Here is a 13,294-nt window from a genome sequence, read left to right on the forward strand (position 1 = left end):
CGCGCATCGGTCGCCGGGCGGCATAGGTGGACCGCGTATGCCCGGCCTTCCGTCGGCGCCCGAAGCGCAGGAGTCGCCGGCGGTAGGGTTCCGATCATGGTGTTGCGGCGGTGGGGTCTCGGGCTGGGATTGCTGATCGGGGCCGGGGTCGCTGTGCAGGGGCGGATCAACGGGGAACTCGGAGCGCGGCTGGAAGACGGTGTCGCGGCGGCAGTGGTGAGTTTCGGGAGCGGCTTCGTGCTCCTGCTGATCGCGGTGGCCTTCAGTGCTCGACTGCAGGCGGGACTGCGCGGGGTGGGGGCGGCGCTGGCCGCGAGGGAACTGAGGTACTGGCAGCTGCTCGGCGGGCTGTGCGGGGCGTTGTTCGTGGCTAGTCAATCGTTGGCTGTGGCCGCCGTCGGTGTCACGGCATTCACCGTGGGCGCGGTATCCGGGCAGTTGGTGAGCAGTCTGGTTGTGGACCGGCTGGGGATCGGGCCGCAGGGTCGCACTCCGGTGACCACGGCTCGGCTCGGTGGGGCGGTCCTGGCGGTGGGCGCTGTGCTGCTGGCCGCGTCCGGTGGGTCGGGATCGGACGGGACGACGACGGCGTCCTGGCTCGGAGCCGCCGCCGGGCCGGTTCTGTTGTTCCTGCCGGTGCTGGCGGGGATCGGGCTGGCGTGGCAGCAGGCGTGGAACGGGCGGGTCGGCACGTCCGGTAGCCCGTTCGCCGCCACCGTGATCAACTTCGGCATCGGCCTGCTGGGTCTTCTGGTTATCGATGCACTGGTACTGGTCCGGGTCGGGCCTCCTGCCGAGTTCCCCCGCGAACCCTGGCTATACCTCGGCGGCGCGATCGGGGTGCTGTTCATCGCGGCCGGGGTGCTGGTCGTGCGCTGGGTCGGGGTGCTGATGATGGGTCTCAGCACTGTCGCCGGCCAGCTCACGACCTCGATGCTGCTCGACTGGTTCCTGCCCGCGGGTGCCGCCCTGTCTACGGCGAAGTTGGTCGGCTGCGGGCTCACCCTCGCCGCGGTGGTCGTCGCGACCTTGCGGACCGGGCGTTCCGCTCCCGCGAACTCGGCCACCGGCCCAGACTCGCGATCGGCCCGGCAGTAGGGATGACAAAAGGTTCATCGTCATCGGCCCAGGGGACAGGATGGTGGCCCTGGAAATCGAGATAGCGACGACTGTCGACGAGAGAAGAGGCAACCTCTGCGCCGGCCCCTCGCGGTCCGTAGCCTTCGTCGCAGCACAGGGCGGGGCACCTCGGGGGCCCCGGCCCTGTGCTGCCGATCAGTGGGTCGGCCGGAACCTGCGCAGACGCAGGCTGTTGCTCACCACGAACACCGAGGAGAACGCCATTGCGGCGCCGGCCAGCATCGGGTTGAGCAGACCCGCCATGGCCAGCGGGATCATCGCCACGTTGTAGCCGAAGGCCCAGAACAGGTTGCCCTTGATGGTGCCGAGGGTGCGCCGGGCCAGCCGGATGGCATCGGGGGCGGCGGTCAGGTCGCCCCGGACCAGGGTGAGGTCGGCGGCCTCGATGGCGATATCGGTGCCGGTGCCGATGGCCAGGCCGAGATCGGCGCGGGCCAGGGCGGCCGCGTCGTTCACACCGTCACCGACCATGGCGACGGTGCGGCCTTCACCTTGCAACCGTTCGATCACCGCGACCTTGTCCTGTGGCAGTACCTCGGCGATCACCTCGTCGATGCCGACCTGCCGGGCGATGGCCTTCGCCGCGGTGGTGTTGTCGCCGGTGAGCATGATCGGGGTGAGACCGAGGGCACGGAGCCGGGAAACCGCTTCGGCGGAAGTCGGTTTCACCGTGTCGGCGACCACGAGCACGCCGCGGGCCTTACCGTCCCAGCCGATCGCCACCGCCGTCCGGCCCTCGGCTTCGGCCGCGTGCATGGCGTCACGCAGGTCGTCGTCCAGGTTCAGGGCGTACTCGGCGAGCAGCCCGGTGCGGCCCACGAGCACGGCGTGGCCGTCGACCACACCCTCCACACCGAGCCCGGCGTTGTTACGGAAACCCTCGACCGGCAGTAGTGCGCCGATCTGCTGACGGGCGCCGTCCGCGATGGCCTTGGCGATGGGGTGCTCGGAGGAATCCTCGAGCGAACCCGCCAGCCGCAGCACCTCGTCGGTGTCCTCGCCGGCCGCGGCCACCACATCGAGCAGCGCCATCTTGCCGGTGGTCACGGTGCCGGTCTTGTCGAGGACCACGGTGTCCACCCGGCGGGTGTTCTCCAGCACCTCGGGACCTTTGATCAGGATGCCCAGCTGCGCACCCCGCCCCGTACCGACCATGAGCGCGGTCGGGGTCGCCAGGCCCAGCGCGCACGGGCAGGCGATGATCAGCACCGCCACCGCTGCCGTGAAGGCCGCCGCCACCGAACCGCCCGTGCCGAGCCAGAAGCCGAGGGTGGCCACGGCGAGCGCGATCACGATCGGGACGAAAACCCCGGAGATCCGGTCGGCCAGCCGCTGGGCCTGCGCTTTTCCGGATTGCGCGTCTTCGACCATCCGGGCCATCTGCGCGAGCTGGGTATCCGAGCCGACCCGGGTGGCCTGCACGGTGATGCGGCCGCCCACGTTCACGGTCGCGCCGGCGACCGAATCCTGCGGTCCCACCTCCACCGGCACGGATTCGCCGGTCAGCATGGAGACATCCACCGCGGACGAACCGTCCACGATCACACCGTCGGTCGCGATCTTCTCACCGGGCCGGACCACGAAACGGTCGCCGGTGGCGAGCTGTTCCACCGGTATCCGCTCTTCGGTCCAGTTGTCCGTGCCCGTGGGGCGCAGCACCGACACCTCTTTGGCGCCGAGCTCCAGCAGGGCCCGTAGCGCGGCTCCCGCGCGGCGCTTGGACTTCGCCTCGAAGTACCGTCCGGCCAGGATGAAGGTGGTGACGCCGGCGGCGGCCTCCAGATAGATGCTGCCCGTACCGTCCATCCGCGCAATCGTGAATTCGAACGGGTGGGTCATCCCGGGAGTGCCGGCGGTGCCCCAGAACAGCGCGTACAGCGACCAGCCGAACGCGGCCAGAGTGCCCAGCGAGACCAGGGTGTCCATGGTTGCGGTGGCGTGCCGCAGATTCGTCAGCGCCGCCCGGTGGAACGGCAATGCGCCCCAGACGACGACCGGTGCTGCCAGCGTGAGCGACAGCCATTGCCAGTTGGTGAACTGCAATGCCGGAATCATCGCCATGGCGATCACCGGGATCGTGAGTACCAGGGCGACCAGCAGCCTGGTGCGCAGGGCATCGGTGGGGTCGGCCGGTTCGGTGGCGGCGTTTTCCTCGGCGGGCGGCTGTGGAAGCGCGGCCGTGTATCCGGTCTGTTCGACCACGGCGACCAGGTCGTCGGGGGTGAGGTTTTCCGGGAAGTGGACGCGGGCCTTCTCGGTCGCGTAGTTGACCGTCGCGGTCACACCGTCGAGCTTGTTGAGTTTCTTCTCGATACGGTTGGCGCAGGAGGCGCAGGTCATCCCGCCGATCACCAGTTCGACCTGTTCGGTCGAGGGGTGGGCGATGGATTTTTCCCGTGGTGTCTGTGTGGTCATGATTTCGCTCGCTCCGTATGGCCGGATCAGTGGCCGTGGCCGGGTTCGGTGGGTTCGGATGCCGGTTGCGGGGCGTGCGTGCCGGGTGCGACCGGAACGGTCAGCTCGGCCCAGTGCACGGTTCCCGCATGCCGGAATTCGAAGAACAGCCGGTAGTCCCCGGTGCCGGGCGCCGTTACCGCGAAACGTACGTCCGGACCGGCCGGGGTGGTTCCGTCGCCGGGATGTCCGGCCGGGTGTACGTGGAGATAGCCGAGGTCGGCGGCGCGCAGGGCCACGAGATGACCGTACGCCCCCAGGTAGGGCTGTAGATCGGTGACCGGTTGCCCGTCACGGGAGACCGCGAGAGCCAGGTCGGTGGACCGTCCCGCGGCCAGGGTTCCGTTCAGCTCGACCGTATATTCGCCGACGGTTGCTGTGGTGGCGGGGGCGGGCAATGCCTGCGGCGCGTACCGGCCCGCGACCCGCAGGTCGGTCCCGAGCGTGAACGGCTGCCCGTCGGCGGTGACGAAATCCGCGAAGACCCGGTAGTCGCCGGCGCGGCCGAGGTCCACCGGCGCGCTCCAGGTGCCGTCGGCGCCGAGCGTGGGATGCAGATGCTGATATCCGGTCATATCGCGGCGTACCAGGATCAGGTGCAGATCCTTCTCGTGCTCGGTCGTGTATCGCACCACCGGCCGGCCCGTTCTGTCTTCGATCCGGAAACGCAGCATGGCGTCGCGCCGGGATTCGGTGATCGGGTCCGCTACCACCAGCGTGTATCCGCCGGCGCTGTCGGTCAGGCCGCCCGGACCGGCGTGCGTGCCCGGTTCCGGCGCGGCGGTGTCGTGGGTCTCCGGCTCGCTGTCGGGTGCCTCCACGAGGGTGCCTACTCCCAGCGCGACTCCGAACAGCGCGACAAGTCCGAGCGCGAAGCCGGCGAACTTGGTCGACGTATTCATCCGATGCTCCATCCAACGGTTTCAGGCGGCCCGCGCCACCTCATGATTGCTACGGTACCCCCCTAGGGTATTTTGTCAACAAGCGAGGTGGGGTGCATCGGCAACTGTGGATGGATTGGGATACGCCCGGTCGAGCGCGAACATCCGGTGATCCGGGATGTGACCGATCGCTGTGAACCCCGGCTCCGGCCGGGTGGAAGGTCGGTCGCGGCGCGCTCCGTAAGGCCGCTGGTACACGCCTTATCGGTCGCGTCCGACCCGGCGGACCGACCCCGGTCAGAAAGGACGGGCGGGCGAGGGCGGCCGTCGCCGACGATCACGCCTTGCCTGTCATGCGGCGCGATGCTCGCATCCTTCTGAACCGCGAAAGATTGCTGTGGATGATTGTGGACAGCTCGTTCACCGGCCCGCAGCGATCGGCCGTTGGACGTACTGCCGGGAGCGCGAGCCCAGGTCTATCCGGTAGTGGGTCTCGCCGAGCCCACTGACCGAGGACCAGCCGCAACCCTGCCGAGTGGCGCTGTCGCCCGACGGAATGCGCGAACGACGGCACCAGACCGAGCGCGTTCGTGTGCGGCACCGAAGGCATCCGAGAGCCTCCTGAATCCGCGGCGTTCGGGGTCAGTGGCAGACAGTCCGCCGATTTCGACGTCGACGAACGCGAAGATCGGGATGACTATGTCCACTCAGGCGCAGGAGGCTGCCCGGTCGATAGCCGACTCCGCCGCCCGCGCATTACGGCAACCCGGAGGGGACGGATATCAGTCGGCAGTCCACCGCTCCGGCTAGGGGCGCGGGGTATGGCGGCGGGCGTACTCCTGGGCCTCCAGGACTGCGGCCTGTTCGAGCGTCGGGGCGCTACCACCCAATCGGGCCGGCACCCACGGCTGGCCCGTCGGCATCGGGTAGCCGTCCTGGGCAGCGGTCAGCAGATCGCTCATTCGAGTGCGCAGAGCGGCGGTTACCTCATCGGCCGAACCCGAAGCTTCCAACGGGTCGCCGATCCGGATACTGATCGGAAAATTGTGCCGGCCGAGCTGCCGGGGAAATCCCTTGCTCCAAATCCGTTGCGCACCCCAGATGACCAGCGGAATGATCGGAGCGCCGGATTCCAGGGCCATTCGGGCCGCACCAGATTTGAATTCCTTCAGTTCGAAACTGCGGCTGATGGTCGCTTCCGGATAGACGACGACCAGTTCCCCTTCGCGCAGCGCCGCCACAGCCCGGCCGAACGATTCCGCGCCCGCCGCGCGGTCCACCCCGATAGCCTTGCAATGCTTCATGAGGAAACCGACGATGCCGTGTTCGAGCTCGGCCTTCATCATGTACCGCACATTGCGGCCCGACCGGCGCCCGACCACCCCTACCTGCATGAAATCCAGGTAGGACGTGTGGTTCACCGCGAGGACCGCGCCGCCGTTGCGTGGAATATGTTCCTGGCCGCGGATATCCACCCGCAGACCTTGGGCGAAGCACACCGTATGCACCAGCCCGGCGAGAATATCGAAAACCGGCTCCCGCGCCATTGCGACTCCTGCTCACTGCCTGCGGATACACCCGCTCCCCGGTATCGCCGCGCAGTGGTCACCCGTCCGCCGCGCCGTCGCCGGCCTGTTTGCGGTCGGCTCGCTGCGCGGCTTCGGCGGCATCCATCGCGTCGGCTTCCTCCAGGGTAGGGGCACTACCTCCCAGCCGGGCGGGAACCCAGTAGGCGCCGGGTTCGTGGTGGTAGTTCTCCTGTAGCCCGTGCAGCAGCCGCTGCATCGTGGAACGCAGTTCGGCGGTCAGTTCGGCCGCGGGCTCATAGGGCCGGATCGGTTCCCCGACGGCGATCGAGATCGGGGTGTTGGTGCGGCCGAGCCGCTTCGGGTACCCCTTGGTCCACACGCGCTGCGCACCCCAGATGACGATCGGGATGATCGGCACATCGGCTTCGAGCGCCATCCGGGCCGCACCCGATTTCAGCTGTTTGATCTCGAAGCTGCGGCTGATCGTGGCCTCGGGGTATACGCCGACGAGTTCGCCGCGGCGCAGATAGTCCACGGCGGCCTGGTACGAGTCGGCGCCGGCGGTGCGGTCGACCGGAATATGTTTGAGGGCCCGCATGATCGGGCCGGAGATCTTGTTCTCGAAGACTTCGTGTTTGGCCATGAACCGGATGTAGCGCTTGGGGGTACGCACCGGCAGGCCCGCATAGGTGAAATCCATGTACCCGGTGTGATTGACCGCCAGCACCGCACCGCCGGTGGCGGGAATGTTCTCGTCGCCGGTGACGGTGAATTTCAGGCCCTCGAGGAAGAAGACGGTCCGGGCCAGCCCGATGACAGTCCGGTAGACGGGATCCACAAGTCCGCTAGCGTAGTCGCTGCCATGATGACCGGCGCCGCCCGGCCCGCGAAAGCATCCCCCGGCGGGCCCTGTTCGAACCGGTATGTACCGCAGGAAAGGTGATCGTCGAAGTGGAACGCGTCCGCCCCGTACCGTCGCGCCGACCCGGCCGCGCAACCGCACCGCGCCGTGCAGGCGATCTCCGCGCCGGTGCCGCACCGCGCCGCCACCGGGGCCGGTCGGCGGTGATCGGGCTGGCCGCGGCCGGTCTGCTACTGGCCACCGCATGTGATTCCGTCTCCGGGATTCCGGTCGACGATCCGGCCACCGAGTCGGCCGATACCGGTACAAGCGCCGAGCCGACGGCCGCCGCCACTGCCGTGGCACCTTCGCCCACATTGCCGCCGGTCCCCGCGGACGCACCGCTGGTCGGCGAGGTGCCCGGGGTTCCGGAGGCTGCTCCCGCGCTGCAACGGTTCGCCGTCGACCTGCGTGCCGGTGATCTCACGACCCTCCAAGAGACGTGCTGGACCATCCCGCCTCTCACCACGCAGACCATGTACGCCGACCCCGACGCCGCGCTCAGTGCGCTGGCCCAGCCGGGTACGGCGACGGACGGAACGCTCACCTGGACAGACGGAGTGACGAGTGTCACGGCCGAGCGGGATCGGGTGGCGTCCGGATATGCCTGCGGCCGCGTGTTCCCCGCCGGGGTGGAACCGGCGCACGACGCCGCCGACGCCCGGCACACCGTGCGCCGGTACCTGGCCCGGCTCGTCGGCCAACCGTTGCACCCCGACGACCAGGAAGCCGAATATCCGTTGGTCTGCGCGGCGAATCCGGCCACCTGGGATCCCCAGGCCACCGGCGCGCCGGGGCCCGCGCCGCTGGCGAACAACACCGGCATACTCACCGGAACCACCGGTTTCACCGACCAGCAGATCAGTTCCCAGCAGCTGACCCCGGGATATATGTCGGTGACGGCGCCGGTGACGAATGCCTCCGGAGTCACACAAAATCGGACATTTGTCCTCGCCGATGGTGACAACGGCTACTGCATCGGGGAAATCTCGTCCTGAGCCACTACCCTGGAAGCCTGCAATCGGTCAAGAGGAGCGAGCACGTGCAGATCACCAGCGTCGGACATGCGGGATTCCATATCCGGACCGCGGCCGGGACGATCCTATGCGATCCCTGGGTGAACCCCGCGTACTTCGGTTCCTGGTTCCCGTTCCCGGACAACACCCAGCTCGATTGGGAGGAACTCGGGAACTGCGATTTCCTCTACGTTTCCCATTTGCACCGCGACCATTTCGATACCGCGCATCTGCTGGAGTACGTGAACAAGGACGCCACCGTCCTGCTGCCCGACTACCCGGTCCCGGATCTGCGTCGTGAGCTGGAAAAACTCGGTTTTCACAAATTCTTCGAAACCGAGGATTCGGTCAAGCACACGGTGACCGGTGCCATGGGCGCCGGCGGTGGCGATCCCACCGCCGAACTGGACATCATGATCGTCGCGCTGCGCGCTCCCGCCGACGGCCCGATCGGTGATTCCGGACTCATCGTCTCCGACCGGGAAACCACCTGTTTCAATATGAACGACGCGCGGCCGGTCGATATGGACGTACTGCACGACGCCTTCGGCAAGATCGATATTCATCTGCTGCAGTACTCCGGTGCCATCTGGTATCCGATGGTTTACGACATCCCGGCCCGCACGAAATCGAATTTCGGTAAGCAGAAGCGGCAGCGCGGAATGGACCGGGCCCGCAGCTATATCGAGCAGGTCGATGCCACCTGGGTGGTCCCGTCGGCCGGTCCGCCGGTTTTCCTGGACGACGAACTGCGCTATCTCAACGACGATCGCGGCGACGAGGGAAATATCTTCCCCGATCAGATGGTCTTCCTCGAGCAGATGCGTGAGCACGGCCACGACCGCGGGCTGCTGATGGTGCCCGGTTCGACGGTCGACGTGCACGGCACCGAACTCGAGCTGAACCACCCCTACGATCCCGACACCATCTGGAGCGATAAGGCCGCCTACATCGAGAAGATGGCGCAGCGGCTGGCACCGGTCCTGGTCGCGGAGAAGAAGACCTGGGCTTCCGCTGAAGGCGAACCGCTCCTGGAACCCCTGCGCGAACTGTTCGAGCCGATCATGCGGCAGAGCGATCTCATCTGCGACGGTATCGGCTACCCGGTCGGTTTGGTGCTGGGCGAGGAAACCGTGGTGCTCGACTTCCCGGCCCGCCAAGTCCGCGCCCCCCGCGAAGGGGAGGGCAGATACCGCTACGGCTTCCGGATCGCCCCCGAACTCGTTCGCACCGTCCTGCGCGATCAGGAACCGGACTGGGTCAACACGATCTTCCTGTCCACCCGCTTCCAGGCATGGCGTATCGGCGGCTACAACGAATACCTGTACACGTTCTTCAAATGCCTCACCGACGAACGCATCGCCTACGCCGACGGCTGGTTCTCCGAAGCCCACGACGATTCGGCCTCGGTCGAAGTGGCCGGCTGGGAAATCCAGCGCCGCTGCCCCCACCTCAAAGCCGATCTGTCGAAATTCGGTGTGGTGGACGGAAACACTCTGACCTGCAACCTGCACGGTTGGCAGTGGGATCTGGAATCGGGCCGCTGCAAAACTTCGAAGGGCCATGAACTCCGCTCCCGCAAACTGACCGAACCGGCGGGACAGGACAGCTGATCAGCGCGGCACCGTTCCGGTGGACCCTTTGCCGCCGGCGTCATTCACGCAGCAGAGTTATCCGTCGTCCGGAGGGGGCGGTGATCTCGCAGAACGAAGCGAATGCGGTGAGTAGTTACGGGCCCACCGGTTACGGGCACCGGCCGACCCAGTCGGGTGAGCGAATCCCGCAGCAGGAACCCGGGATGCCTTCATCACTGCTGTCGCGACCCGTCGGTTCCGGCAGGCGTCTTGACGTAGTTCCCGAACGCTGCCTGTGTCGATGACTCTGTGGCCGGGTAGTTGCGGGACGGCCGGTTGCCCCGGTTTCGGGCGGCGGTAGAGTCACGCCATGGCCTCGCGCATTATCCGGGTCGCGACCCGGGCCAGCCCTATGGCAGTTGCCCAAGCCGAGCAGGTGGCGGCTGGTCTATCCGAGCTCGGTGCGGAAACCGAACTGGTGAAGGTTACCGCCGCGGGTGACCGCTGGATGGGTGATCTGGCGGCGCTCGGCGGCAAGGGGGCTTTCGTCAAGGAAATCGACGACGCCCTGCTGCACGACGAGGCCGATCTCGCCGTGCACTGTCTGAAGGATATTCCGGGTGATATCCCGATTCCGGAAGGTATCGCGTTCGCCGGTTTCCCGAAACGCGACGATGTCCGTGACGCGATCATCACCAAGGACGGCCGGCCGCTGTCGGAACAACCGCCGGGAACGGTGGTCGGTACCAGTTCGGTGCGCCGGGCCGCGCAGCTGCGGTTGCACTATCCGCACCTCGAGATGAAACCGCTGCGCGGGAATATGAACTCCCGGCTCATGCGGCTCGAAGACGGGTACTGCGATGTGCTGATCGCCGCGGTCGCCGGTATGTACCGGATCGGCCAGGAGGATCGGATCACCGAAATCCTGCCGCTGGAAATCATGTGCCCGCCGATCGGTGCGGGGGTGCTCACCCTGGCCTGCCGTGCCGAGGACGACGAGGTCCGCGAACTCGCAGGCCGGCTCGACCACGCCGAAACCCGCCGCGTCGTCGACGCCGAACGCGCGATGCTCCACGCCCTGCAGGGCCACTGCAATTCGCCGATCGCCGGGGTCTGTGTGATCGAACCCGCCGGTCGGCTCTCGTTGCACGGCAAGGTGTTCAACCTCGAGGGGACCCAGTGGCTGGATTCACAGCACTGGGGTGTCCCGGAGGATCCGCAGGCACTGGGCTTCTTCGTGGGATCGGACCTGCTGCGGCAGGGTGCGCGCAGGATCATTGACTCCATCCCGCACTGACCAGACCTGCGAAGAACGACTTCGAGTAGCCGGGAACGGATCGCCGCCGCCGAGGAACACGCGTAGCTCGGCGGCCTCTCCACCAGCCGAGATGACCTCAGATCAGCTCGGGTCCGATCCGCGGATCGCGGCGAGCCAGATGGCGGCTGCGGCGGTGACACAGCATGCGCCGGTGAAGGCCGGAATGCCGCCGCCCACGACGTAGACCCAGAGCAGGCCCGCGAACGGTGCCGCCACCACAGACTGGGCGTCCAGCAGAAGACGCCGGGTGAGTTTCGCGGCTGTCTGTGCACGAACCCGGGCGTCCGGGTCGACCCGGGCGGGGTTGTCGATCAGGCGGCCAGGGGGCTCGTGATCACGTGCGCGACCCGACGGGAATATGCGGAATTCACTCTCGGAAACGGTGTCCGGGTCGGTCCTCGTATTCCGCAGCACCATCCGGCGCTGGCGCAGCGGAGCGGTGCCACCGGTGTAGGAGATCAGTTCGGGGCCGAAGTACACCGGCAGCCACCGGATGCGGTCACCATCGCGCAGTTCCAGCCAGGACCGGCTGAGCAGCTGATACTCCTGCCGGACACGCCGCACGGTGACTGTTCCGTGGTCGCTGGTGCCGTGCCGGAGAACGCCCAGCGCGACCGCGATCCGGTACCCGCTGTACCCCACGATCCCGATCGCCACCACCGCCAATGCGCTGAGCTGGTCCGGATCGGCGAACGGCGCCCACGCGGTGAGTACCGCGAGGGCGCCGATCGTTACGCACAGCGGATAGGCCAGTGGATGGCCTATCCGGGATCTCACTTCAGGAATCCGATTTTCGTGTAGTCGAGCGAGGCCAGTCCGGCGGCACCGTAATTGGCGAGGTTATCGCGCACGCCGACGTTCCCGGCAGACTGCACCAGCGGAATCGAATGTCCTTCGGCCCAGATCTCCTTATCGACCTGATTGGCCAGATCGATGGCTTTCTGCGGATCCAGCTCCGACAGCGTCTGCTCGATCAGCTCGTTCAGTTCGGGCGAACCGATGCGACCGTAGTTGCCCTGGAGGTCATCGGGATAGTAGCCCCAGATCTGCGGGATGCTGCTCAGTGGGAATGCGTCGCCCTGCCAGCTCCACTGGCCCACATCGAAATTGCCGGGCTGGATCACATCGGTGAAGAAACCGTTCCCCGGTTTGGTCTCGATGACCAGCTCGACCCCGATCCGGGCGAGGTTCTGCTGGATGATCTGTGCGATCTGCACCCAGGTTTGGTCGTTGTACATCACATCGCGGATCTCGAGGCGGCGCCCGTCCTTTTCGCGGACGTCGCCGTTGAGTTTCCAGCCGAGGGCATCCAGTTCCCGGGCTGCGGCCTCGGGGTCGAACGGCAGGCTGTTGTCCTGGTAGCCCTCCTGCCCTTGGACGAAGATGTGGTTGTTCAGTGGTTTCGGATCCGGAACCAGCCCATTCTGCATGGCTTTGGCGATACCGTTACGGTCGATCGCCTTGATGATCGCGACTCGCACCGCCGGATCTTCCAGCAGTGAACCGGGAGCCCCGTTGAAGGTCAGGTGGTTCCAGTAGTTGCTGGGCGCCCGGCGGATAACGACTCCGGGGGTTTTTCGCGCCGTTTCCATATCGTCGCGTGTACCGAGCCCAACTGCGTCGATCTCGTTGTTGGCCAGCGCCGGCACCATCGCCTCGGAAGACAGTCGCTGAACGTGATGGTGTCGAGTTTGGGAGTATCGCCCCACCACTCGGGATTGCGGCCGAGCACCACCCGGCTCTGCGCGCGGTCGGTGGACTGTACGACGAAAGGTCCGGCGGTTTTGGTCACGCCGTTTCGCCAGCCTTCGTTGAAGGCCTCGGGCGTGGACGTTATCTCCTTGGGCAGCAGCATGCTGTTGCCTGCGAACTGCCCGGCCCAGTCTGCGAAATGCTTGTTGAAGGTGACTATCGCCTGGCGGTCGTCGACGCCGCGCTCGACCTTGTCGACCCGGTCGAAGCCCATGGTGTTGCCCACCAGGAACCGCTTGTCCCGGCCGCTGAGCGCGTTCGCCTGCGACGCGATGTCCTCCCAGGTGATAGGGCTACCATCGGACCACACAGCCTTCGGATTGATCGTGTAGGTCACCTGCTGCGGGTCGGTGTTGGTCAGCTCCACGCTGGTGAAGTAGTTGGTGTCCACCGATATCTTGCCTGCCGCATCCGTGGTGAAGGAGCGGGGCAGCGTAGGCCGGACGACGGATGCCGAACCGCCGTCGCTGTCCAGTTGCAGCGGATTCCACTGCTCCGGATACGACGACATGACCAACCGCAGGTTTCCCCCGTCACGCAGTTCGTTCACATCGTGCGGGTTGAGATCGTTGACCGTCCCCAACTCGGCGACCGCGCCCTCCGGCGCACCGGTGTCGTTCGCGCCGCATCCGGCCGCGAGCAGGGCGGCAGCGAACAGCGGTACCGCGAGCCTTCTCCCCACAGATCGAATCCTCATGGCCGATACTTCCTTCCTGCCGGTGGGTCCGG

9 protein-coding genes and 1 pseudogene are annotated in these 13,294 nt (G+C 66.8%); 4 read left to right on the forward strand and 6 right to left on the reverse strand.

The window, feature by feature from the left end; translation table 11 throughout:
• Window positions 1-96 precede the first annotated feature (96 nt).
• Window positions 97-1,098: a DMT family transporter gene (locus NFL01S_RS04320; protein ID WP_062971719.1), complete on the forward strand. Its 1,002-nt coding sequence runs from the start codon at window positions 97-99 to the stop codon at window positions 1,096-1,098.
• Window positions 1,099-1,275: 177 nt separating this feature from the next.
• Here NFL01S_RS04320 and NFL01S_RS04325 read toward each other — a convergent pair whose 3' ends face one another.
• The 4 genes from NFL01S_RS04325 to NFL01S_RS04340 form a co-directional block, all read right to left on the reverse strand.
• Entirely contained in the window at window positions 1,276-3,555 is a 2,280-nt protein-coding gene (locus NFL01S_RS04325) for a heavy metal translocating P-type ATPase (protein ID WP_062971721.1), read from the reverse strand.
• A gap of 26 nt (window positions 3,556-3,581) precedes the next feature.
• Complete coding sequence (locus NFL01S_RS04330; protein ID WP_062972376.1) at window positions 3,582-4,496, reverse strand: DUF8832 domain-containing protein; 915 nt, start codon at window positions 4,494-4,496, stop codon at window positions 3,582-3,584.
• A 785-nt stretch (window positions 4,497-5,281) separates the two neighbouring features.
• The gene (locus tag NFL01S_RS04335; RefSeq protein ID WP_062971723.1) at window positions 5,282-6,022 is read right to left on the reverse strand and encodes a lysophospholipid acyltransferase family protein; all 741 of its coding nucleotides are present in this window, start codon (window positions 6,020-6,022) and stop codon (window positions 5,282-5,284) included.
• Between the two features lie 58 nt (window positions 6,023-6,080).
• A complete protein-coding gene (locus tag NFL01S_RS04340; protein ID WP_062971725.1) occupies window positions 6,081-6,842 on the reverse strand; it encodes a lysophospholipid acyltransferase family protein in 762 nt (253 codons plus the stop codon).
• 101 nt (window positions 6,843-6,943) lie between these two features.
• On the opposite strand from NFL01S_RS04340, the gene NFL01S_RS04345 reads away from it, so the two are divergent.
• The 3 genes from NFL01S_RS04345 to hemC all read left to right on the forward strand — a co-directional run bounded on the left by NFL01S_RS04345 (window position 6,944) and on the right by hemC (window position 10,792).
• Entirely contained in the window at window positions 6,944-7,903 is a 960-nt protein-coding gene (locus NFL01S_RS04345; protein WP_062971727.1) for a hypothetical protein, read from the forward strand.
• Between the two features lie 44 nt (window positions 7,904-7,947).
• Window positions 7,948-9,534, forward strand: coding sequence for a Rieske 2Fe-2S domain-containing protein (locus NFL01S_RS04350; protein ID WP_062971729.1), 1,587 nt, complete (start codon window positions 7,948-7,950; stop codon window positions 9,532-9,534).
• Window positions 9,535-9,865: 331 nt separating this feature from the next.
• Window positions 9,866-10,792, forward strand: coding sequence for a hydroxymethylbilane synthase (gene hemC / locus NFL01S_RS04355; RefSeq protein ID WP_062971731.1), 927 nt, complete (start codon window positions 9,866-9,868; stop codon window positions 10,790-10,792).
• Window positions 10,793-10,894: 102 nt separating this feature from the next.
• Here hemC and NFL01S_RS04360 read toward each other — a convergent pair whose 3' ends face one another.
• Both NFL01S_RS04360 and NFL01S_RS04365 read right to left on the reverse strand, forming a co-directional pair.
• On the reverse strand, window positions 10,895-11,590 hold the full coding sequence (locus NFL01S_RS04360) for a hypothetical protein (protein WP_371851770.1): 696 nt from the start codon (window positions 11,588-11,590) through the stop codon (window positions 10,895-10,897).
• Window positions 11,587-13,262: pseudogene (locus NFL01S_RS04365) on the reverse strand (ABC transporter family substrate-binding protein). Before NFL01S_RS04365 ends, NFL01S_RS04360 begins: the two are co-directional and overlap by 4 nt.
• Between the last annotated feature and the right edge of the window lie 32 nt (window positions 13,263-13,294).

It is taken from the genome of Nocardia flavorosea NBRC 108225, assembly GCF_001613385.1.
Lineage (GTDB): Bacteria > Actinomycetota > Actinomycetes > Mycobacteriales > Mycobacteriaceae > Nocardia > Nocardia flavorosea.